The following is a 20,842-nucleotide window of genomic DNA, read 5'->3' as shown; positions in this document are numbered from 1 at the left end:
ACCGAAGCGGCACGACTTCGCAATACGACTTCACAACACGGCCGCGCATTGCGGTCCATTCGCGGTAGAAAATAGAGACTCGATGTCAGTCGAACGCATTCAACAACACTTCCGCGACAGTGCGGCAGTCAAACTCGAAGCCCTCGAAACCCTGTCGATGCCGATCGCCGCTGCGATCGACACGATGTTCGCTGCGCTTGCCAACGGCAGCCGCATTCTGGCGTGCGGCAACGGCGGCTCGGCGGCCGACGCGCAACATTTCGCCGCCGAACTGATCGGCCGCTTCGAGCGTGAGCGCCCGGGCTTGCCGGCAATTGCGCTGACCACCGACACGTCCGTGCTCACTGCCATCGCCAACGATTACTCATTCGAGCAGATTTTTTCGAAGCAGGTGTGGGCGCTTGGCCAGCCAGGCGATGTGTTGCTGGCGATCACCACGTCCGGCAATTCCGCCAATGTGCTGGCCGCGATCGAGGCCGCGCACGAACGCGAAATGATCGTGGTCGCGCTGACCGGTAAAGGCGGCGGCCGTATGCAGGAAGTACTGGGCGATACCGATATTCACATTTGTGTGCCGTCCGATCGCACCGCGCGTATTCAGGAAGTGCATTTGCTGACCATCCATTGTCTGTGCGACGGCATCGATGCCATGTTGCTGGGCGAAGACTGACATTGATTCCGAAGGAGAGCTAGTTGATGAGCGTATTCCGCGTCAAGAAGACACTGGTGAGAACCGTGCTGGTGGTCGGGTTCGCCGCGGGACTGTCCGCGACGTTGCAGGGTTGCTTTCTCGCCGTTGCCGGCGCGGCGGGCGGCGGCGCGCTGGTGGCGACCGACCGGCGCACGCTCGGCGCGCAGACCGAGGATCGCGAGTTGCAGGTGAAGGCGCTGTCGCAGATCAGCCAGAACTTGCCCGACAACGCGCACGTCAACGTGACGGTGTTCAACCGCCGCGTGCTGCTGACCGGCGAAGTGGCGGGTGACGTCTCGAAGCAACGCGCGGAGAGCATCGTGCGTGGCTTGAACAACGTCAACACGATCGTCAACGAACTGGCGATCATGCCGGCCAGCTCGTTCTCGTCGCGCACCAATGATACGTACCTGGAAACGCGTGTGAAGACCGCGCTGATCGCCGAGAAGAACATTTCGGCGAACAACTTCAAGGTCGTGGCCGAGCGCGGTTCGCTGTATCTGATGGGGCTTGTCACGATGGACGAAGGCAATCGCGGCGCCGACGTCGCGAGCCGCGTGCCGGGTGTGACGCAGGTCGTGAAGGTGTTCCAGTACATTCAGCCGCAGGAAGCGGCGGCGGCTGCCGCGGCAGCGGCGACCGCACCGGTTGCCGCTTCGCAGCCGGACGCGAGCGCGCCGACTGTCGGTGCGATCCCCGATTCATCGGTGAGTTCGCGTCCGCTCGATCAGCAGGCGCCGGCGCCGGTCAGCAATTCGAACGCGGTGCATCCGGGTAATCCGAAGGCGACGACGCCATGACGCGGGGCGTTGCTTTCGTTGTCGCGATGTTGACGGCTAGCGCGTTGGCCGGCGCTTTTGCCTCTTCAGCGCGTGCGGCCGATGCACCGCGTGGTCAGATCGTTGCTAACTCGAATGCCTGCATGGGATGTCACGCGGTGGACCGCAAACTGGTCGGTCCGTCGTTCCAGCAGATCGCTACGAAGTACAAGGGCGATGCGCAAGCGCCGTCGAAATTGTCGCGCAAGGTGAAGGACGGCGGCTCCGGCGTATGGGGCATGATTCCGATGCCGGCGCATCAATCAATGAGCGATGCGGACATCCGCACGGTAGTGGATTGGGTGCTGGCTGGGGCGCCGTCGAAGTGATGTTTTGCCGCCCGTTTTGCCTCCGGGTTTTACCGCCGCGGGGGCTTGGCAAAACGCAAAATGCCTGTGCTAGAATTGTTTGCACGTTGGGGGGGTAGCTCAGCTGGGAGAGCGTCGCGTTCGCAATGCGAAGGTCGGGAGTTCGATCCTCCTCCTCTCCACCAAAGATCACATCGAAAGTTGTCCGAGATTGTCCGAAAACCCCGCAGCCGGAAGGCTTGCGGGGTTTTCTGTTTCTAACGAAATCCAATCGCCCCCATCACCCCCAAAGGGAGATGTCGCGCATACGACTTGCCCCTACTCCCGAAACTCCACCCCATCCAAACGCCTCAACTGCGCGATGTCGCGAAGCGGCGGCGCGCCGAAGTGCCGGCTATATTCGCGACTGAACTGCGAAGGGCTCTCATACCCGACCCGGACCGCAACCGACCCGACATCTCCGCTATGCCGCAGCAGCAATCTGCGCGCCTCATGTAGCCGCAGTTGCTTCTGATACTGCAGCGGAGTCAGTGTCGTGACGTTCTTGAAGTGATGATGGAGCGACGACACGCTCATGTTCACCGCCTGTGCCAGCGTCTCCATCCGCAAAAGCTCGGTGTAGTGATTCTGGATCCACTCGATTGCCCGCGCGATCCGGTACGTCTGACTCCCGTTTACCGCGACCTGCCGCAGCCGTTTCCCTTGCTCGCTCGTCATCAGCCGGTAGAGCAATTCCTTTTCGATGAGCGGTGCGAGTACCGGAATGTCACCCGGAGTATCGAGCAATCGTACGAGTCGCAGCGCAGCATCGAAAACCGGTGCCGACAGCGTGGCCACAGCGATGCCTTCGCCTGCCGACGCGGCATCCGGTTCAGGCAGACGCAGTTGCGTCGCCAGTTCGACGATCCGCTGCGGATCGAGCGAGAACTTCACACACAGATAAGGCGCGTCGGGCGACGCCCGCGTCACCCGCGACATCACTGGCAGATCGACGGACGTCACGAGGCAATGCAGATGATCGTAGACGTACGCCTGCCCCGCGACCATGACCCGCTTGGCGCCCTGCGCCGCGAACACGAATGCGGAGTTCGTCACGCCGCAACCGAGATCCACGGGCTGCGAGTAGCGATAGAACGTGAGCGACGGGATCGCCGTCTGATGGGTGCCGTCCGTCGGCGCGAAGCGGCTGATGAGCGCGGCGAGTTCGCGGCGCGCGGTTTCGCGTGCCGCCGAAGGATCGGGCCGGGAGGAATGCTGTTTCATGCGCATGAAAATCCGTGGACGGAATCGAGCATACCCAACCGCTGCCGGGCAAGCGCGGCTGGCCTGCTGGATTTGCAGCATTGTTCAATAAATTTGCAGGATTGTGTAAGCGCAACAGCAGGCAGTCGGTACACACTGCCGCGTACACCCGGCGCCAAGTCCGGGCTTTCCCCACGGAGAGGTTCCATGTCTACATCGTTTGTCCTCAACGGCAAGAACGTTACGTTCGATGCCGATCCCACCACGCCGCTCCTCTGGGCGATCCGCGAGGACGCGGGCCTGCACGGCACGAAGTTCGGCTGCGGCATGGCGCAATGCGGCGCCTGCACGGTTCATCTGGAAGGCGAGGCCACCCGCTCGTGCGTGCTGCCGTTTGCGGCTATCGCGGGCAAGCGCATCACGACTATCGAAGGCATTGAAAGCCGGCCCGCAAAAGCCATTCAGGCCGCATGGGTCAAGCTTCAGGTGCCGCAGTGCGGGTACTGTCAGTCCGGACAGATCATGTCCGCGACAGCCTTGCTCGAACATAACGCCACGCCCACTGACGCCGACATCGACGCCGCGATGAACGGCAACATCTGCCGCTGTGCGACCTATACCCGCATTCGCGCGGCCATCCACGAAGCCGCTGCCACCCTGAAGGCCTGACCATGACGACCGATCTCGATCTCACGGATGCGGTACGCCCGTCGCGCCGGACCTTCCTGAAAGCAGCCGGAGCCTTCGCGGCAGTCGGTCTCACCATCGGCTTCGAATGGGCGGGCACGGGCCGCCGCGCGCTCGCCGCCACGATGCCCGACGCGACGTTCGCGCCCAATGCGTTTCTGCGCGTCGCGCCGGACAACAGCGTCACGGTCATCGCGAAGCATGTCGAGATGGGCCAGGGCGCGTACACCGGCATCGCGACGATCGTCGCGGAAGAGCTGGATGCGAACTGGCAGGACGTGCGTGTCGAAAGCGCGCCCGCCGATGCGAAGCGCTATGCGAATCTCGCGTTCGGCACGATCCAGGGCACGGGCGGCAGTTCGGCGATGGCCAACTCGTGGATGCAATTGCGCGAAGCTGGCGCGAAAGCGCGCGCAATGCTGGTCTCGGCCGCCGCTGCGCAGTGGCAGGTGCCCGCCTCCGAGCTGACGACGCGCGACGGCAGCGTTCATCACGCGGCCACGAACCGGACCGCGACCTACGGTTCGCTCGCGTCGGCCGCGGCCCGCTTGCCGGTGCCGGACACGGTCACGCTCAAGTCGCCGAAGGATTTTCGTTTGATTGGCCACCAACTGCCGCGCGTCGACGTGCCGCCGAAAACCAACGGCACCGCGCAGTTCACGCTCGACGTGACATTCCCAGGCATGCTGGTCGCACTGCTGCAGCGTCCGCCGCTCTTCGGCGCGACGGTCAAGTCGTTCGATGCGTCGGCCGCGACAGCGGTGCCCGGCGTCGTCTCGGTCGTGCAAGTGCCGGGTGGCGTCGCGGTGGTCGCGAAGGGTTTCTGGGCGGCGAAGCAGGGCCGCGATGCGTTGAAGGTCGAATGGGACGATTCAAAGGCCGAAAAGCGCAGCTCGGACGCGATCATGGCTGAATACCGGCAGCTCGCCGAACAGCCCGGCATGTCCGCCCGAAAAGACGGTGATGCGACGAAGGCGCTCGCAGGCGCGGTGAAGAAAATCTCCGCCAGCTATGCGTTCCCGTATCTCGCTCACGCGCCGATGGAACCGCTCGACGCGGTTGTCAAACTCACCGCTGACAGTTGCGAAATCTGGGCCGGCGACCAGTTTCAGACCATCGACCAGGCCAACGCCGCACATACGGCGGGGCTCGATCCGCAGCAGGTCAAGATCCACACGCTGTATGCGGGTGGAAGCTTCGGCAGACGCGCGAACACCCAGTCGGACTATATCGTCGAGGCCGTGTCGATCGCGAAGGCGCTGGGCGCGAACGGCACGCCGGTCAAGCTGCAGTGGACCCGCGAGGACGACATCCACGGTGGCCTCTACCGGCCGATGTACTTCCACAAGCTCGACGCGGGCCTGAGCGCGGACGGCAAGCTCGTCGGCTGGCGGCATCGCATCGTCGGTCAGTCAATTCTTGCCGGCACGCCGTTCGCCAGCGTGATGGTCAAGAACGGGATCGACGGGACGTCCGTCGAGGGGGCCGCTAACGTGGCCTACGCGATTCCGAACATCTCGGTCGAACTGACGACCACGCAGACCGGCGTGCCGGTGCTGTGGTGGCGGGTGGTCGGCAGCTCGCACACGGCATTCGCAGTCGAGGCGTTCATCGACGAAGCCGCGCACGCCGCGGGCAAGGACCCGTTCGTTTTCCGCCGCGATCTGCTCGCGCATGAACCGCGCATGCAGGCCGTGCTCGAACTCGCCGCGCAGAAAGCGGGCTGGGACCCGGCTAAACCGTTGCCGAAAGGTCGCGGGCGCGGCATCGCGGTAGCCGAGGCGTTCAAGACGTTCGTCGCGCAAGTCGCGGAAGTCTCCGTCGACAAGGACGGTAACGTGAAAGTGGAGCGCGTCGTCTGTGCAGTGGATTGCGGCACCCCGATCAATCCCGACGTCATCGCCGCACAGATGGAAGGCGGCATCGGCTTCGGTCTCGGCGCGGCGTTGCACAGCGCGATCACGCTGAAGGACGGCAAGGTCGAGCAGAACAACTTCGACGGCTACCAGGTGCTGCGGTTCGCGGAGATGCCCAAGGTCGAGGTGCATATCGTGCAGTCGGGCGAAGCGCCGACGGGTGTCGGCGAGCCGGGTGTCGCACCGGTCGGGCCGGCGGTGGCGAACGCGATCTTCGCGGCCACCGGCAGGCGGATTCACTCGCTGCCGTTTCCTGCCGCTTCGGAAAAGACTGCCTGACGGGCTGACCTAAGACGACGCGCAGCGTCGTGATTAACTGCGCTCCCGCGTGCTTGTCATGCGGGAGCGTGGCGCTTTCCCGAATCAGAACGATCCGATCAGAACTTATCCCACCCGTCATCTACAGCCGCAGTAGCAAGTGCATTAACCGGCGCAACGGCCGTAGCCCGTGCAACGCGTTTCGGAGCAACCGCAACAGCCGCCGCCACCTCGCGCCGCGGCGCCTCCCGCCGAACCGGAGCCGCCGCTACCGCAGCCGCCGCATCCTTCACCTGAAAAAACGCCACGGCGTCAGTCAACTGTTCCCCCTGGTCTTCCATCGACCGCGAAGCCGCTGCAGCCTCTTCCACCAAAGCCGCATTCTGCTGCGTGACGTTGTCCATCTGCGTAATCGCCAGATTGACCTGCTCGATCCCACGGCTTTGTTCGGTCGAGGCCGCCGCGATCTCCGACATGATGTCGGTGACTCGTGCGACTGCCTGAGTCACTTCAGTCATCGTCTTGCCTGCCTCGCCGGCAAGCGCGGACCCGTCGCGAATCTTGTCCACGGAAGTGGCGATCAGGTCCTTGATCTCTTTGGCCGCGCTCGACGAACGTTGAGCCAGGCTTCTGACTTCGCTCGCGACCACCGCGAAACCCCGCCCCTGTTCGCCCGCACGCGCGGCTTCGACCGCCGCGTTCAGCGCGAGGATGTTCGTCTGGAACGCAATGCCTTCGATGATGCCCGTGATGTCCGCGATCTTCGTCGAGCTGTCGCTGATGTCGTGCATCGTGTTCACCACCTGCCCGACGACCTCGCTACCCTTTTGTGCCACCGACGATGCATTCGCAGCCAGCATGCTGCCTTGCTGCGCGTTGTCCGCGTTCTGCTTAACCGTGGAGGTGAGTTCTTCCATGCTGGAAGCGGTTTCCTGCAACGAAGCAGCCTGCTGCTCGGTACGCTGGCTCAGGTCCATATTGCCCGCCGCGATCTGACGTGCCGCGCCGGCGATGCTGGTGCTGCTGTCGCGCACTCGTCCGACGGTCACCGTTAGCCGTTCATTCATCTCGCGCAGGGCGGTCAGCAGTTTGCTGGTTTCGTCGCTGCCCTCGACCGTGATGCGCGTGCGCAGATCGCCTTCCGACACCGTACGCGCGACGTCGATCGCAAAACGCAGCGGCCCCGTCACTGCACGCGTGATCACCACGCATGCGCCGACGGCGAGCCCCAGCGCGATAAGGCAGATCGCGATCAGCAGATTGCGCTGGTTTTCGTAATGCGCCGTGTACTCGTTGACCAGTTGTTCCTGGCGTGAGCGCGTGTAGTCGGCATACGCGTTGGTCGCGCGAATCAGCGCGGCGAGCAGCGGCCGGCAATGCTCGTCCATCTCGACGATCGCTTCGTCCCGCTTGTTGGTGAGCGCGAGATTGACGATGTTGAGGGCAACCGGACCATAAGCCGCTTCGACCCGATTGATCTCGGCGACGAGACTGCGTGCTTTCTCCGACGTATCGGTCGCGCTAGCGATCATGTCGTTGAGCTTTTTCAGGTCGGTTTGCACGTCTTCGTGAGCGCGCGTCACGTCGGCTTTCTCTACTTCGAGATCCTGGGGTTTGCTCACGAGCACAAGGTTGCGCGCCGCGATCGCTCGGCGGTCCACGGCGGTTCGAACCTGCACCGCCATATCGGCGCGTGCGTTGATGCCGTGGACGAAGTTGGAAAACCCCTCGGTCGAATCGCTCAGCGCCTTCAGGGAAAGGCCGGAAACCGCGACGACAATGAGAGACAGCATGCCGAAGCCGGCAATGAGTTTGGTCTTGATGGTGAGGTTCTTGAGTGTCACGATTTTTTTCTCCAATAACGAAACGTTGAAGTGTTCGCAATGGACTCTCAGGTCCGGGCATGGGAGCGTCTATCTGACTGCCGACCATCGTGGCAGCCCCGCGCGGTTTACCCATCGTGCCTTCCCTAAGACGCATCCCGCGAGTACGTCGAACGTCCGGCAATAAATCGGTATCCCATTTACTGGTTATCGGATCGGATTCTTACAGACTTAAGAAATCTCGGGTATTTCTCTACTAAGCTTGCGTACGATGCGCGAAGAACGCATCATTTTCTGTTGATTTGAATATATTTGGGCGCATGATGAAAACATGAATCTTACATATTCATTTCACTTTCCGGCGTGTGTCCGAGCCAATGACCTGCTGGCCAGCATCAGGCAATGAAAAATGGCTTGAACAAGTGATCACCTGCGGATATGATTGAGCAATCACTCATTAATTGTTTGTAGTCGAAGCGAACTGTATGGCCCGTCCGAAAAGCGAAGACAAACGCAACGCTATCCTTGGCGCTGCAACTGAGGTGATTGCCGAGCAGGGTTTGGCCGCGCCCACCGCGCGCATCGCAAAAGTCGCGGGCGTGGCTGAAGGAACGCTGTTCACGTACTTCGACAATAAGGACGAGCTGCTGAACCAGCTCTACCTGGACATCAAGGCGGAGCTGCGCGAAGTGATGATGACGACCTATCCGACGCAAGCCAGCGTGCGCGTGCGCGTCCAGCACGTCTGGAACAGGTTTGTCGACTGGGGCGTGGCGCAACCGCAAAAACGCCGGGCAATGGCACAACTGTCCGTGTCGGAGCGTCTGACCGACTGCACGCGTGCAACTGGCATGGAGTCCTTCGCAGACATCAACGCAATGATTCAGGCAAGCGTGGCGAGCGGCGCGTTGCGTGATCATCCGCCGGCTTTCCTGTCGGCAATCATGGCGGCGTTGGCCGAAACCACCATGGATTTCATCGCTCGCGAACCGGCCAATACCGACCGTTATCGCAAGGCCGGCTTTGAGGCGTTCTGGCACGCGATTGCCCAGAACTAAATTTTTTTGTCTTATTAATGAGCGCGTACATGCTCAATTAAATGTAAGGAGCGCATTATGTCGAAGGTCTGGTTGGTTACGGGAAGTGCCCGCGGGCTTGGGCGCGACATTGTCGAAACGGCGTTGCTTGCCGGTGAGCGGGTGGTTGCTACGGCACGCGATCCGCGTCAGTTGGCCGATCTGCTGACGCGCTACGGCGAGCAGGTTCGCGCGGTTGCGCTGGATGTCACGGATCCGGCCGCGGCGCGCGAGGCGGTGCAGGCCGCAGTCGATGCTTTCGGCCGGCTCGACGTGGTCGTCAACAACGCGGGCTTCGGTCATCTGGCGCCGTTCGAGCAAACGACCGAAGACGATTTTCGTGCGCAGATCGACACCAACTTCTATGGTGTGGTTAACGTCACGCGTGCGGCGCTTCCGGTGCTGCGGAAGCAGCGATCCGGCCACGTGATCCAGATTTCGTCGGTGGGTGGCCGTGTCGGGATCGCGGGTTTGAGCGCGTATCAGGCCGCGAAGTGGGCGGTCGGCGGATTCACTGAGGTGATCAGCCAGGAACTCGCGCCGTTCGGCGTCCACGTCACTGCGCTCGAACCAGGCGGCATGAAAACGGAGTGGGGTACCGGGGCGATGGGTGAGGCGCCGGAATTGCTGCCGGACTATGTGCCGTCGGTCGGCGCCGTCACGGATATGCTGTCCCAGTACGTCGGCCAGGAAACCGGCGATCCCGCAAAGGTTGCGCAAGTGGTGTTGAAGCTCGCGTATCACGATTCGTTGCCGGCGCATCTCTTGCTGGGCAGTGATGCGTTGCATTTCGCCGGCGAAGCTGACAAGGCGCGCGCTGCAGCCGCCGAAGCATGGCGAGCAGTCAGCGCGGCCATCGATTTCTCCGCGCCAACACCGCTGCCGGCCTTTCCGGGTGCATCGGCGAAAGCCTGAGCGCGCATGCGGCGGACGGGCGACGCTCAGATCGCCCGCCACGCTCAGGACAAAGCGGTCACCGCCCGCTTGTGGGACATATTCGAAGGTTTGACCAATGCGCGCTGGCCGGGCGCGATCATGGAGCACGCATCATGAAGGTTCTGATATTCGGCGCGACCGGCATGGTCGGGCAGGGCGTATTGCGCGAATGCCTGCGCGCGCCTGATGTCGAGGTAGTCCAGACGGTTGGCCGCACCCGCACCGGCCAGCTCGATCCGCGCTTGAACGAGCTGATTCAGCCGGACCTGATGGACTACCGGGCGGTGGAAGAGTCGCTGAAGGGTTTCGATGCGTGCTTTTTCTGTCTGGGCGTCTCGTCGGCAGGCATGCAGGAGGCCGAGTATGCGCGCCTGACCTACGACCTGACGTTGGCCGCTGCGCAGACGCTTGCCCGTCTTAATCCGCAGATGACTTTCGTCTACGTGTCAGGTGCGGGCACCGACAGCACTGAACACGGCCGTACCATGTGGGCGCGGGTCAAGGGCCGGACGGAGAATGCGCTGCTACGGCTGCCGTTCAAGGCCGTCTACCTGTTCCGGCCCGGTGTGATCGAGCCGCTGAACGGCGCTGTTTCGAAAACTCGCTCGTACCGGTTGTTCTATACGGTGGCGAGGCCGCTTCTGTCGACGCTGCGCGCGCTGTTTCCCAACCACATTCTGAGCACCGAAGACATCGGCCTGGCGATGTTGGAGGTCGCGCGCCATGGTGCCGCCAAAGCGGTGCTCGAGGTTGCCGATCTCCGTGCGCTCAGCCGCGCCGCATCCGAGCCGGCGCTCGATCTGCACGCGGGCTGAGCGCCCGGCTGGGGTGACGTCCGCGCGCCGCCCCGCGGCCCGCGACGTCCCGTAGTCGAAAAATTTCGTTTAATCCGCCAAAAACCTGTCTTTTCCCTCATTCGACGCGCCTCAGCGTCTGGTAGGCTACCGTTTCACGGGACGCGCCTTCCGGACGCGGCCAACACCTCCACGCGTGTAGGTCAGCGCATGCTCGAATGAAACGCTCATGGTGACGCGCCGACCGAACATCGTGATTGCCATCAGTATCGTGCTGGCCAGCGCGATCCTCGCGATTGCGGTGTGGGTATTGGCGCAGATGCGCGATGACGCGCTGCGGCGCGCGCAGGATTCGGTCTTCAACGTTTCGCTGCTGGTCGAACGCGACGTGTCGCGCAATCTCGAGATCTACGATCTGTCGCTGCGGGCCGTCATTGAAGGCTTGAAACAACCTGGCGTGCTGGACTTGCCGCCGGCGATCCGCCAGATGGTGCTGTTCGACGGCTCAGCCAGCGCAAAAGACCTGGGTTCGATTCTCGTACTCGACGCGGCCGGCAACATCGTCTTCGATTCGCAATCCACGCCTCCGCGCGCGTTCAATCTCGCCGAGCGTGAATACTTCCGCGTTCAGCGCGACTCTCCCAATGTCGGCCTGTATGTCAGCCATCCGTTCATACCCAAGGTACACGGTAAGGACGTGAGCATTGCGCTGAGCCGGCGCATCTCGCGGCCGGACGGCAGCTTCGGCGGCGTGGTGGTCGGCACGATGCGGCTCACTTACTTCAGACACCTGTTCGCCGGCATGAATCTCGGCGCGGGCGGGTCGATGGCGCTGATGCTGAACGACGGCACGATGCTGATGCGGCGCCCCTACGATCCGAAAATTATCGGCCGGAGCCTGACCGGCACCGCGAACTACTCACGCTTCCTTCTGCAGCCGAGCGGGGACTTCTTCGGCACGGCGGCGATCGACGGTGTCGAGCGCTGGTACGCGTTCCGCCATATCGATATGTATCCGCTGATTCTCGACGTGGCGCTCTCCACGCGCGATATCTATGTGGAGTGGCGGCGTCGCGCGTGGATCATCGGTACGCTGATCGCGGCGCTCGACGTGGTGATCATTGCGCTCGCTCTCCTGTTCTCGCAGCAACTGCGGCAGCGCCGCGCGGCCGAAGAAGAGTTGCGCGTGCTCGCGCGTACCGACGGGCTGACCGGCCTGAACAATCGCCGCACGTTCGAGGAACATGCGGAAGAGGAGTGGCGCCGCGCGCAACGTAACGAATGGCCGTTGTCGATGCTGCTGATCGACGTCGATACATTCAAGGGCTTCAACGATCTATACGGCCACTCGGCCGGCGACGATGCGCTCGTCGCCGTCGCGCGCTGCATCGCGCAGAACGTGCGGCGCCCGGGCGATACCGCTGCGCGCTATGGTGGCGAAGAATTCGCTGTGCTCTTGCCGGATACCGACGAAACCGGGGCGACGGCCATCGCCGAGAAAATTCGCGCCGCGGTTCAGGCGCTCGAACTTCGCCACGTCGCGAGCTCGCACCATGTGCTGACCATCAGCATCGGCATTGCCTGCACCGGCCGCCAGGTATTCGCGACGAGCCGCGCACTCGTCAACGCCGCGGACGAGGCGCTCTACGAGGCCAAGGACGCCGGCCGCAACCGCGTGCTTTGCTACCCGGTGGCGGCGCGGGCGGATCGGCGGAGTGCCGTGGCGTCGCCGGCGCAATGAGGCAAGGCGATTTCACAGGCGTGCCGGTTAGTGGGCCGCACCGAGTTCGAGCAGCGGGCCAGCGCTGATTGGCGCAGAACCTATCGCGTGCGCTGCTCTGAATAATTTCACCCGGGTAATATGTTGCGCTTAATTTATACCCGGGTATAATTCGACAAATTCATCTTTCTGGAGTTTGTCATGACCCCCCACCCTGTAACCTGCACCGCCTTCGAGGGGCACCGCCGCATCGCCTCGGGCTCCTTGTCCGAGGTGGCGCTCGCCATACGCGAAGTGCTGGCGCGCGGTGAACAGGCGCCCGTGCTGGTTTTCGACGACGTCACGAGTCGCCCGGTCGAGTTTGATTTGCGCGGTACGCCTGAAGAGATTCTGGCGCGGCTGGCAAGCGGGGCGCCCGGCGAACAACCCGCACCAACCGCTGACGCCGGGGAAGACGACACCCCGCGCAGCCGCGGCCGGCCCAAGCTCGGTGTGGTGGCGAGAGAGGTGACGTTACTGCCGCGTCATTGGGATTGGCTCAATGGGCAATCGGGTGGCGCTTCGGTCGCGCTGCGCAAACTGGTCGACGCGGCGCGGCTTGCGGGCGAGGACAAGGACCGCAAACGCGCAGCGCAAGAAGCGGTGTATCGCTTCATGACCGCGATCGCCGGCAATCTGCCTGACTACGAAGATGCGACACGCGCGCTCTATGCCGACGATCGGACGCGCTTTGACGGGATCGTCGCGGCATGGCCGGAGGATGTGCGCGATCACACGCTGCGGCTTGCTCAAGGTGCGCTCGTTACGCATCCATAAATTCAACCGCGTATCGAACGCACCGGACGCACTGGCGAGTGCGCCGACCAACGAAACGTAGGGACAAAAAAAAAGCCGCTCACGCCGGGGAGCGTGAGCGGAAAGTCGGAGAGTTACATCAACATCACGTGCGCTCATGGGGGTGAACGCAACAAACAAAGTCTAAAAGCTCGGCTCATCCCCATATATCAGACAAATCCCAATCATTGCGCCGACATGCAAAGCGCGTCGACGTAGCGATCCGGACCTGTGCGCCAGGCATTCCTTACATCATCCTGTCCCGGTTATGCCCACCATTTATCGCATCAAGTCTCTGTTACGCACGCCGTAAAAGAGGTGGGAGCGTCGCCACGTATCTGAAAAATGGCGAAATGTTTTGCCATGACGCAGCGGCGCGAGCGTCCCCTTAGGACTTGTGAAGGATGGTGAGATGAAGTGGTTTGACCGCATGACCGTATTCAGGAAGCTGCTGTTGGCGTTCGCCGTCGTGATCGGGTTCTGCGTCGTGATCGGCGGGACTTCGCTGAAGACGTTGTCGTCGATGCATGCCATTACCGACGCCATCTGCGACCAGCACATGAACGGCCTCTACTGGATGGAAGAGGCGAACCGTCACAAGATCGATTCCGATCTTGCCGCCGCGAATCTCGGCTACGCCGCCGACGACGCCGGCCGTCAAAAGTTGAAGGACAGCATCGTCGCGTCGCTCAAGGAGATGCACGGCGCCTACGATCAGTATCGCGCGACCATCGCTACAGCCAAGGGTCAGGAGATGTTCGACGAGGTGCTGCGCAAGTCGGCCGTGTGGGAGGGCATCGTGCATCAGCAGATCGGTCTCGAACCGATTCCGGCCGGCGTCGACAACAACGAACTCGTGCGCCGCGCGATTGCGTCGAGCGAGGCGCTGCGCGATCGCATCACGGCGCTGATCGACTATCGCCGTCAGCAAGCCAACGAAGCGCAGCAGGAGGCGGGAGCCAACTATCAGCACATGCGGATTGTGATGCTCGCGCTGGTGTTGGGCGCGATCGCGGTGGGCACCTTGCTCGCGACGGTGATTGCACGACGCCTTGCGCGTCAGTTCGGCGGCGAACCCGATTACGCGATGCACATCGCCAACCGCATCGCCGATGGCGATCTGAGCGTGCGCGTCGACACCCGTGCGGGCGATACCCACAGCATGTTGTTCGCGCTGAGCAATATGCGTGAGCGGCTGGCGGGCATCGTCTCGGGTATCAGCGAGTCGAGCGAATCGATCCTGATGGCCTCGGGCGAGATCGCGCAGGGCAACACCGATCTGTCGCAACGCACGGAAGAGCAGGCTGCCGCATTGCAGGAAACCGCGTCGAGCATGGAGGAATTGACGTCGACGGTGAAGATGAATGCCGAGAACGCGCAGCAGGCGGGTGGTGTCGCGCACGGCGCGTCGGAAGTGGCGGCGCGCGGCAGCGGCCTGGTCGGCGATGTGGTCGAAACGATGCGCGAGTTGGCGGCCGGCTCGAAGCGCATGACCGACATCATTGCGGTGATCGAAGGGATCGCGTTCCAGACCAATATTCTCGCGCTGAACGCCGCCGTCGAAGCGGCGCGGGCTGGCGAGCAGGGCCGCGGCTTTGCGGTGGTGGCGGGCGAAGTGCGTTCACTCGCGCAGCGCAGCGCGGTGTCGGCCAAGGAAATCAAGGAGCTGATCGAGAGCTCGACGGCGCGCGTGGGCAGCGGCGCCGAACTGGCCGAGCGGGCCGGTCAGACGATGGCGGAAGTCACGCATGCGGTGAAGCGCGTGACCGACATCATGGGTGAGATCTCGTCTGCGTCACAGGAGCAAAGCACCGGCATCGAGGAAGTGAACCGCGCGGTCGCGCAGATGGATGACGTGACCCAGCAGAACGCGGCGCTGGTCGAGCAGGCGGCGGCCGCGGCGGCGTCGATGGCGGACCAGGCCAGGCAGTTGCAAGCGGCGGTGACGGTGTTCTCGCTGGACACGCGGCGCGCGTAGCGCTCATTGCGCGCTTTTTGCCGCCCTTGCCAGGCCTGGTGCCTCTCCGTACACTCGCGCGTAATTCCCAGATGGCGCGGTTTCGCTGCGCCGTCCACTAAAACGCCGACAGAGGAGAACCCCCGCCATGGCCGATTCCTATTTCCCACGCTGGCGCGCCCAGCCGAACGCTGCCGAGGGCCGCATTGTCGGCACCGACGAGCGTCTCGCGTGGCCGCAGATGTTTGCAATGGGTATTCAGCACGTTGTCGCGATGTTCGGGTCCACCGTGCTTGCGCCGTTGCTGATGGGCTTCGATCCGAACCTGTGCATCTTCATGTCGGGGATCGGCACGTTGTTGTTCTTCGTCCTTGTGGGTGGGCGCGTACCGAGCTATCTCGGTTCGAGTTTCTCATTCATCGGTCTGGTGATCGCGGTGACGGGGTATGGCGGCCACGGTCCGAACATGAACATTCCGGTGGCGTTGGGCGGGATTATCGCGTGCGGGGTGGTGTACGCGATCATTGGCCTGATCGTGTCGGCGGTCGGCACCCGCTGGATTGAAACGCTGATGCCGCCAGTGGTGACGGGCGCGATCGTCTGCGTGATCGGCTTGAATCTCGCGCCGATCGCGGTGCATGGCGTGAGCGGGAGCAACTTCGACTCGTGGATGGCGCTGGTGACGGTGCTGTGCGTCGGCGCGGTCGCGGTGTTTGCGCGCGGCATGCTGCAGCGTTTGCTGATTCTGGTCGGTTTGCTGATGGCGTACGTGATTTACGCGATCGTCACGAATGGTCTCGGCATGGGCAAGCCGATCGACTTTGCGATTGTGGCGAACGCTGCATGGTTCGGTATGCCGCAGTTCACGGCGCCCGTTTTCAACATGCAGGCGATGACCTTGCTTGCGCCGATCGCGGTGATTCTTGTTGCTGAGAATCTTGGGCACATCAAGGCGGTGAGCGCGATGACCGGTCAGAACCTCGACCGTTATGTCGGCCGTGCATTTATCGGCGACGGACTCGCGACGATTCTGTCTGGCGTTGCCGGCGGCACGGGGGTGACGACGTATGCCGAGAACATCGGCGTGATGGCCGTGACCAAAATCTATTCGACGCTGGTATTTGTGATTGCCGCGGTGATTGCGCTGGTCTTGGGCTTTTCGCCGAAGTTCGGCGCGGTGATTCAGACCATTCCGGGGCCGGTGCTGGGGGGCGTGTCGATTGTTGTGTTTGGGTTGATTGCCGTGACTGGCGCGCGCATCTGGGTCGTGAATAAGGTCGATTTCTCCGACAACCGGAATCTGATCGTGGCGGCGGTAACGCTCGTGCTTGGCGCTGGGGATTTTTCGTTGAAGCTCGGTGGGTTCGGGCTCGGCGGGATCGGTACCGCGACCTTCGGCGCGATCATTTTGTACGCGCTCCTGAGAAGAAAGCCGGCGCAGGGGCCGGTGGCCTGATTGGCCTGGGCGATGGCCTTTCTTGTGATCGAGAGTTCAAGCGATCAAGAGAAAGGCCATCGCCGCGTCGTAACGCTGACTGCTACCTCTATCGCTTCCGCACGGTCAGCGCCGTCTCCGATAGATCCACCTCGCGCATGAGCTTGTTCAAAGTCTCGTCATTGATTGCCTGACTATTGCGCAGCGCAAGCAGTACCTTCCGCTCGGCTCGCATCGCCGCCAACTTCATCCGGAATTCCAGCGCATCGGCACGGCGTGCCAGTTCACGTGGCTCCTGTTCGTCTTCCAGTGTGGCGAGCCGTCGTCGATAAATGTCCATGACTCGCGCGGTGACATCCGCCGCGTATGCCGAGGCCGACTCATCCAGATCCGCGCAATCTTTGTCGTGCACTTCGTCAACCGCGCGAATCGCGGCTTGCGCCGCCAACGTGCGCGCCATCGCCTCCTCCGCCGCATGCGGATCCTTACCCCGCCGCCAGCCGCTCAACAACAGCGGCAACGCCACGACGGCCACCAGCAGCGACAGCAGAATCACGCCCGAGGCAATGAAAATCGCAAGGTCCCGCCCCGGCAACGGCGTACCACCCGGCGACACCTCGGGCAACGACAACACGCCCGCCAGCGTCACCGCGCCACGCACGCCGGCCACCGTCGTCACGGTTACCGTGCGCAACCCCGGCACGGCACTCGCCATGCCGTGCTTCGCCGCGCCGCGGCTCGCGAACCAACGCAGCAACCACACCCACACGAAGCGCAGTGCGTAGAGCGCCGCCGCCACCGCGGCGATGTAGCCGATCAAGCGCCACACCTCCACATCGCTGGTCTCGTGCGCGTCAAGCAGCGCGCGGCCGAGAATGTGCGGAAACTGCAGCCCCAACAGAATGAACACCATGCCGTTGAAGACGAATTCGATCATCGTCCACGTGCTGTTCCCGCGCACGCGCGACGACACCGGCCCGGCGTTCGCGATGTTCGCGTAGTTCATCATCATGCCGGCTGAGACCGCGGAAAGAATGCCCGAGAACTCGAAGCGCTCGGCGATCAGATACGCGGCGAACGGAATTAGCAGCGTCATCACCACACCGGGTGCCGGATCGCCTTCTTCGTTAAGACTCAGAAAATGCGCGGACACAAAGCTGAACAGCCAGCTCACCGCCGCGCCCGTCGCGAGACCGCCGACCGCGATGATCACGAAGCTGATCGACGCGTCGCGCAGCGAAAACACCCCCGTCAGCGCCGCGGCAATCGCGAACTTCAACGCGACAAGGCCCGACGCGTCGTTCATCAACGCCTCACCTTCGAGGATATGCATCAACCGCCCAGGAATCTTGCCCTTGCCGGCGATACCGGTCAGCGCCACCGCATCGGTCGGCGACAGCACCGCGGCAAGCGCGAACGCGACCGGCAGCGAGATCGACGGCACCAGCGCATGGATGAAGTAGCCGACTGCCAGCACCGTCATGAAAACCAGGCCGAGCGCGAGCATCAGGATGGAGCGGCGCGCCATGAACAATTCGCGCTTCGGGATTCGCCATCCATCCGCGAACAGCAGCGGCGGAATGAACAGCATCATGAAAATTTCCGGATCGAAGGTGACGTGCAGCCCGAGCCTCGGCCATGCGAGCAAGGCGCCGATCGCGATCTGGACCAGCGGCAGCGGCAAGGCGACCCGCAGCATCCGCGTCACGATGCCGGATGCTGCGACGGCGAGCAAAAGAATCAGTACGGTAAAGACAATATCCATCGGTCTATTTCTGGAGATATAGCGGTGCTTCCTCTGCGATCGTCGACGATGTCGCCGCGTATCGATCGCGAGGCGTGCGTGAGGCACAAGGCCGAAGTTTAGCCCGACGCTGCAGCACGCCATTGTTAACCCGACAAGGTCCCGCGAGCCCGGTCGGCAAGCGTCCAGGTAAGGTGATGCACCTAAACGGTGCGCGCTGCGCCCCCGCGCGGCGCATCGGCTCGTTCATCGGTGCAATCTTTCATGCAAATTTCATTCGAATGTGCGCCAGCGTGCGCATGGAGCTTGCTTAAGGAATATCGATGACGCACATTTTGAGAAACGGTGCCGAGGTTGTTCGCTTCCGCGTTCGGACCGGCCCGGCTCTCGCGTGAGAGGATTGCATGACGATTGCGCAACAGGAAAGGACGGCCAGCGCGCCGCATGGCTTCGATGTCGAGGTGACGTCGGGGCTCGAACGTTTTTCGGTGCAGCACGGCGAGCTGACGTTAACCAGCGTGTTTCAACCCATTTTCAGCCTGTCGCATATGCGGGCAGTGGGCTACGAGGGGCTGCTGCGCGCGCACGATGCGCTCGACCGGCCTGTGTCGCCGCTTGACGTATTCGGCGAGGCGGCGCGTCTGGGCGACGTGCTGCAAGTCGACCGGCTCGCCCAGACCCTGCATCTGGAGAACTTCAAGGTACTTGGCGCCGAGCGCGAATGGCTGTTCCTGAACGTCCATCCCGGCGCGCTCACCGACCCGTATCTCGCCGCCGCCTTGCTGGCCAACCTCAAGCGACTCGATCTGTCGCCCCGGCGGATCGTGCTTGAGGTGCTCGAACAACGCGCCGAAGATCTCGAACGTCTCGCCGACGCCGTGCGCCAATTCCGCGAGCGTGGTTTCCTGATTGCGCTCGACGATTTCGGCGCGGGCCATTCCAACGTCGAACGGATCTGGCAGTTGAATCCCGACATCGTGAAGCTCGACCGCATCATGCTGTCGCACGCCGCGCATCGTGCGGATATGGCGACGATCCTGCCGGGGCTGGTGGCGCTGCTGCACGAAGCGGGCAAGCTGGTGCTGATCGAAGGTGTAGAAACGGAACACGAAGCGCAGATGGCGCTCGCCTGCGATGCGGACTTCGTACAGGGGTTTTTCTTCGGCCGGCCGAATCCAGGGGCGGCCGACGCGGCGCACGCCACGACTTGCATCAGCGAAGTCACCGACCGCTATCGCGATCAGGCCGAAGCGCGCGAGCGCCGCAATGCGAGCCGTCTCACGCCGTATCTGCGGGCGTTTGAGCGTGCCGCGGAACGGCTCGCAGCCGGCGAACCGCTCGAGGAAGTGTGCTGGAATTTCCTCGCGCTCGACCATGCCGCGCGCTGTTTTCTGCTCGATGCGAAGGGCAAGCAGGCGGGCCGCAACGTCGTGTTGCGTGCCGATCGCGCGGCGCATGAGACGCGCTTTTTGCCGCTTGCCGACGCGCAAGGGGCGAACTGGCTGCGTCGTCCGTATTTCCGTGCGGCGATCAACGCGCCTGAACGCGTGCATGTGACGCGTCCGTATCTGTCGATCAACGAGGCGCTGCCGTGTGTGACGCTGTCGGTGGCGACGCGCGTGGGTGATCAGACGTGCGTGCTGTGCGGCGATATCGATTGGGTCGAAGAATAGAGGTTCGGATGCTTCGCTCCGGAGGGTGAGCGGCGGTCCTCATGGCCTAGATTGGCGGGACGCGCGGCGGTTCTGAGATCATGTCGTTTTTAACGACCCACAGCCGCGCTTATGTCAGTCCTACTTGAAGTCATCGCCACGACCGTTGCCGACGCCCGGCTTGCCGTGCAGGCCGGTGCGAACCGTCTTGAACTCGTCACCGCGATGGGCGAGGGCGGTTTGACGCCGAGCCTTGGGTTGATCGAGGCGGTGGTTGCCGCGAGCGCCGTACCCGTCAACGTGATCGTGCGACCGCATAGCCGCTCGTTCGTGTACGACACTGACGACTACGCCGTGATGCTGCGCGACGTGCGTGCAGTCAAGGCGGCGGGCGCGAACGGCGTGGTGATTGGCATGCTGACGGCAGATGGTGAGATCGACCGCGAAGGCCTCGCGCGTGCGATCGATGCGGCGGATGGCTTGGCGATCACCTTCCATCGTGCGTTCGACGAAACGCGTGATCTGCAGAAAGCGCTCGACGTGCTGCTCGGTTTCGACGCCGTGACGAATGTGCTGACCTCGGGCGGAAAACCTTCCGTGCTGCAGGCAGAGTCGATCGTGAGTGAGCTGGTACGGCAAGCGGCCGGCTCACATTGCACGGTGCTGGCGGGCGCGGGTTTGACCATCGATGCAGTGGCCGGCTTCGTGAGCGCGACGCAAGTTCAAGCGGTTCACTTTGGTTCGGGTGTGCGCGTTGGCGGCAACGGTCTTGCGCCCGTCGATGCGGCGAAAGTCGCGCAGGTGAGGGCGCTACTGGACACAAAGCGTGGCTGATTCGTCAGGAAGATAATCAGCGCTATTGGGCACAACGCGGTGCAAATCCACCAGGCAAAAAAATGCCGCTTCGAGGTTCAACCCGAAGCGGCATTCTTCATCTACGGAGCGAAAGAA

At 62.9% G+C, this 20,842-nt stretch carries 17 protein-coding genes and 1 tRNA gene; 15 read left to right on the top strand and 3 right to left on the bottom strand.

Annotation, left to right across the window (positions count from 1 at the left end):
• Nucleotides 1-82 precede the first annotated feature (82 nt).
• From M0D64_RS38305 to M0D64_RS38290, 4 genes are all read left to right on the top strand, one after another.
• On the top strand, nucleotides 83-670 hold the full coding sequence (locus M0D64_RS38305; RefSeq protein ID WP_097390968.1) for a phosphoheptose isomerase: 588 nt from the start codon (nucleotides 83-85) through the stop codon (nucleotides 668-670).
• Between the two features lie 26 nt (nucleotides 671-696).
• The gene (locus M0D64_RS38300) at nucleotides 697-1,491 is read left to right on the top strand and encodes a BON domain-containing protein (RefSeq protein ID WP_266261487.1); all 795 of its coding nucleotides are present in this window, start codon (nucleotides 697-699) and stop codon (nucleotides 1,489-1,491) included.
• Nucleotides 1,488-1,838, top strand: coding sequence for a c-type cytochrome (locus M0D64_RS38295; protein ID WP_266261486.1), 351 nt, complete (start codon nucleotides 1,488-1,490; stop codon nucleotides 1,836-1,838). Before M0D64_RS38300 ends, M0D64_RS38295 begins: the two co-directional genes overlap by 4 nt.
• An 88-nt stretch (nucleotides 1,839-1,926) precedes the next feature.
• Nucleotides 1,927-2,002: transfer RNA gene (locus M0D64_RS38290), tRNA-Ala, on the top strand.
• A gap of 133 nt (nucleotides 2,003-2,135) precedes the next feature.
• On the opposite strand, the gene M0D64_RS38285 is transcribed toward M0D64_RS38290, so the two are convergent.
• The gene (locus tag M0D64_RS38285) at nucleotides 2,136-3,080 is read right to left on the bottom strand and encodes an AraC family transcriptional regulator (protein ID WP_154558853.1); all 945 of its coding nucleotides are present in this window, start codon (nucleotides 3,078-3,080) and stop codon (nucleotides 2,136-2,138) included.
• A gap of 186 nt (nucleotides 3,081-3,266) precedes the next feature.
• On the opposite strand from M0D64_RS38285, the gene M0D64_RS38280 reads away from it, so the two are divergent.
• Together M0D64_RS38280 and M0D64_RS38275 are read left to right on the top strand one after the other, a co-directional pair.
• Complete coding sequence (locus M0D64_RS38280) at nucleotides 3,267-3,728, top strand: (2Fe-2S)-binding protein (protein ID WP_266261485.1); 462 nt, start codon at nucleotides 3,267-3,269, stop codon at nucleotides 3,726-3,728.
• A 2-nt stretch (nucleotides 3,729-3,730) separates the two neighbouring features.
• Complete coding sequence (locus tag M0D64_RS38275; RefSeq protein WP_266261484.1) at nucleotides 3,731-5,941, top strand: xanthine dehydrogenase family protein molybdopterin-binding subunit; 2,211 nt, start codon at nucleotides 3,731-3,733, stop codon at nucleotides 5,939-5,941.
• A 98-nt stretch (nucleotides 5,942-6,039) separates the two neighbouring features.
• Here M0D64_RS38275 and M0D64_RS38270 read toward each other — a convergent pair whose 3' ends face one another.
• Entirely contained in the window at nucleotides 6,040-7,764 is a 1,725-nt protein-coding gene (locus M0D64_RS38270; RefSeq protein ID WP_266261483.1) for a methyl-accepting chemotaxis protein, read from the bottom strand.
• 464 nt (nucleotides 7,765-8,228) lie between these two features.
• Between M0D64_RS38270 and M0D64_RS38265 the strand changes: the two genes are divergently transcribed.
• The 7 genes from M0D64_RS38265 (at nucleotide 8,229) to M0D64_RS38235 (ending at nucleotide 16,516) form a co-directional block, all read left to right on the top strand.
• Nucleotides 8,229-8,801, top strand: coding sequence for a TetR/AcrR family transcriptional regulator (locus M0D64_RS38265; RefSeq protein ID WP_171925095.1), 573 nt, complete (start codon nucleotides 8,229-8,231; stop codon nucleotides 8,799-8,801).
• Nucleotides 8,802-8,858: 57 nt separating this feature from the next.
• Nucleotides 8,859-9,734: an SDR family NAD(P)-dependent oxidoreductase gene (locus M0D64_RS38260; RefSeq protein WP_266261482.1), complete on the top strand. Its 876-nt coding sequence runs from the start codon at nucleotides 8,859-8,861 to the stop codon at nucleotides 9,732-9,734.
• A gap of 134 nt (nucleotides 9,735-9,868) precedes the next feature.
• Nucleotides 9,869-10,570 (top strand): NAD(P)H-binding protein, encoded by a 702-nt coding sequence (locus M0D64_RS38255; RefSeq protein ID WP_266261481.1) that lies wholly within the window; start codon nucleotides 9,869-9,871, stop codon nucleotides 10,568-10,570.
• A gap of 208 nt (nucleotides 10,571-10,778) precedes the next feature.
• Nucleotides 10,779-12,290: a sensor domain-containing diguanylate cyclase gene (locus M0D64_RS38250; protein ID WP_266261480.1), complete on the top strand. Its 1,512-nt coding sequence runs from the start codon at nucleotides 10,779-10,781 to the stop codon at nucleotides 12,288-12,290.
• Between the two features lie 180 nt (nucleotides 12,291-12,470).
• Entirely contained in the window at nucleotides 12,471-13,085 is a 615-nt protein-coding gene (locus M0D64_RS38245) for a DUF2239 family protein (protein ID WP_266241938.1), read from the top strand.
• Nucleotides 13,086-13,515: 430 nt separating this feature from the next.
• Entirely contained in the window at nucleotides 13,516-15,081 is a 1,566-nt protein-coding gene (locus tag M0D64_RS38240) for a methyl-accepting chemotaxis protein (RefSeq protein WP_266261479.1), read from the top strand.
• A 127-nt stretch (nucleotides 15,082-15,208) separates the two neighbouring features.
• Nucleotides 15,209-16,516, top strand: coding sequence for a solute carrier family 23 protein (locus M0D64_RS38235; RefSeq protein ID WP_266261478.1), 1,308 nt, complete (start codon nucleotides 15,209-15,211; stop codon nucleotides 16,514-16,516).
• 88 nt (nucleotides 16,517-16,604) lie between these two features.
• Here the strand turns inward: M0D64_RS38235 and M0D64_RS38230 are convergent, their stop codons facing one another.
• Entirely contained in the window at nucleotides 16,605-18,260 is a 1,656-nt protein-coding gene (locus tag M0D64_RS38230; protein WP_266261477.1) for a Na+/H+ antiporter, read from the bottom strand.
• Nucleotides 18,261-18,643: 383 nt separating this feature from the next.
• Here M0D64_RS38230 and M0D64_RS38225 point away from each other — a divergent pair, with 383 nt between their 5' ends.
• Both M0D64_RS38225 and M0D64_RS38220 read left to right on the top strand, forming a co-directional pair.
• Nucleotides 18,644-19,912 carry an EAL domain-containing protein gene (locus M0D64_RS38225; protein ID WP_154558842.1) on the top strand — a complete coding sequence of 423 codons (1,269 nt, stop codon included), beginning with the start codon at nucleotides 18,644-18,646 and terminating at the stop codon, nucleotides 19,910-19,912.
• A gap of 111 nt (nucleotides 19,913-20,023) precedes the next feature.
• Nucleotides 20,024-20,725: a copper homeostasis protein CutC gene (locus M0D64_RS38220; RefSeq protein ID WP_266241934.1), complete on the top strand. Its 702-nt coding sequence runs from the start codon at nucleotides 20,024-20,026 to the stop codon at nucleotides 20,723-20,725.
• The last annotated feature ends 117 nt before the right edge of the window (nucleotides 20,726-20,842 follow it).

It is taken from the genome of Paraburkholderia sp. WS6 (assembly GCF_030464835.1).
In the GTDB taxonomy this organism is placed as follows: Bacteria; Pseudomonadota; Gammaproteobacteria; order Burkholderiales; family Burkholderiaceae; genus Paraburkholderia; species Paraburkholderia madseniana.
The sequence above is the reverse complement of the archived record's forward strand: the minus strand, read 5'-3'. Positions and strand labels throughout refer to the sequence as shown.

Bases quoted from the DNA above. Each gene is read 5' to 3' on its own strand.
- M0D64_RS38240 (WP_266261479.1), top strand. From the start codon at position 13,516: ATGAAGTGGTTTGACCGCATGACCGTATTCAGGAAGCTGCTGTTGGCG.
- M0D64_RS38235 (WP_266261478.1), top strand. From the start codon at position 15,209: ATGGCCGATTCCTATTTCCCACGCTGGCGCGCCCAGCCGAACGCTGCC.
- M0D64_RS38265 (WP_171925095.1), top strand. From the start codon at position 8,229: ATGGCCCGTCCGAAAAGCGAAGACAAACGCAACGCTATCCTTGGCGCT.
- M0D64_RS38300 (WP_266261487.1), top strand. From the start codon at position 697: ATGAGCGTATTCCGCGTCAAGAAGACACTGGTGAGAACCGTGCTGGTG.
- M0D64_RS38220 (WP_266241934.1), top strand. From the start codon at position 20,024: ATGTCAGTCCTACTTGAAGTCATCGCCACGACCGTTGCCGACGCCCGG.
- M0D64_RS38225 (WP_154558842.1), top strand. From the start codon at position 18,644: ATGACGATTGCGCAACAGGAAAGGACGGCCAGCGCGCCGCATGGCTTC.
- M0D64_RS38255 (WP_266261481.1), top strand. From the start codon at position 9,869: ATGAAGGTTCTGATATTCGGCGCGACCGGCATGGTCGGGCAGGGCGTA.
- M0D64_RS38230 (WP_266261477.1), bottom strand. From the start codon at position 18,260: ATGGATATTGTCTTTACCGTACTGATTCTTTTGCTCGCCGTCGCAGCA.
- M0D64_RS38280 (WP_266261485.1), top strand. From the start codon at position 3,267: ATGTCTACATCGTTTGTCCTCAACGGCAAGAACGTTACGTTCGATGCC.
- M0D64_RS38285 (WP_154558853.1), bottom strand. From the start codon at position 3,080: ATGAAACAGCATTCCTCCCGGCCCGATCCTTCGGCGGCACGCGAAACC.
- M0D64_RS38295 (WP_266261486.1), top strand. From the start codon at position 1,488: ATGACGCGGGGCGTTGCTTTCGTTGTCGCGATGTTGACGGCTAGCGCG.
- M0D64_RS38275 (WP_266261484.1), top strand. From the start codon at position 3,731: ATGACGACCGATCTCGATCTCACGGATGCGGTACGCCCGTCGCGCCGG.
- M0D64_RS38250 (WP_266261480.1), top strand. From the start codon at position 10,779: ATGGTGACGCGCCGACCGAACATCGTGATTGCCATCAGTATCGTGCTG.
- M0D64_RS38305 (WP_097390968.1), top strand. From the start codon at position 83: ATGTCAGTCGAACGCATTCAACAACACTTCCGCGACAGTGCGGCAGTC.
- M0D64_RS38245 (WP_266241938.1), top strand. From the start codon at position 12,471: ATGACCCCCCACCCTGTAACCTGCACCGCCTTCGAGGGGCACCGCCGC.
- M0D64_RS38260 (WP_266261482.1), top strand. From the start codon at position 8,859: ATGTCGAAGGTCTGGTTGGTTACGGGAAGTGCCCGCGGGCTTGGGCGC.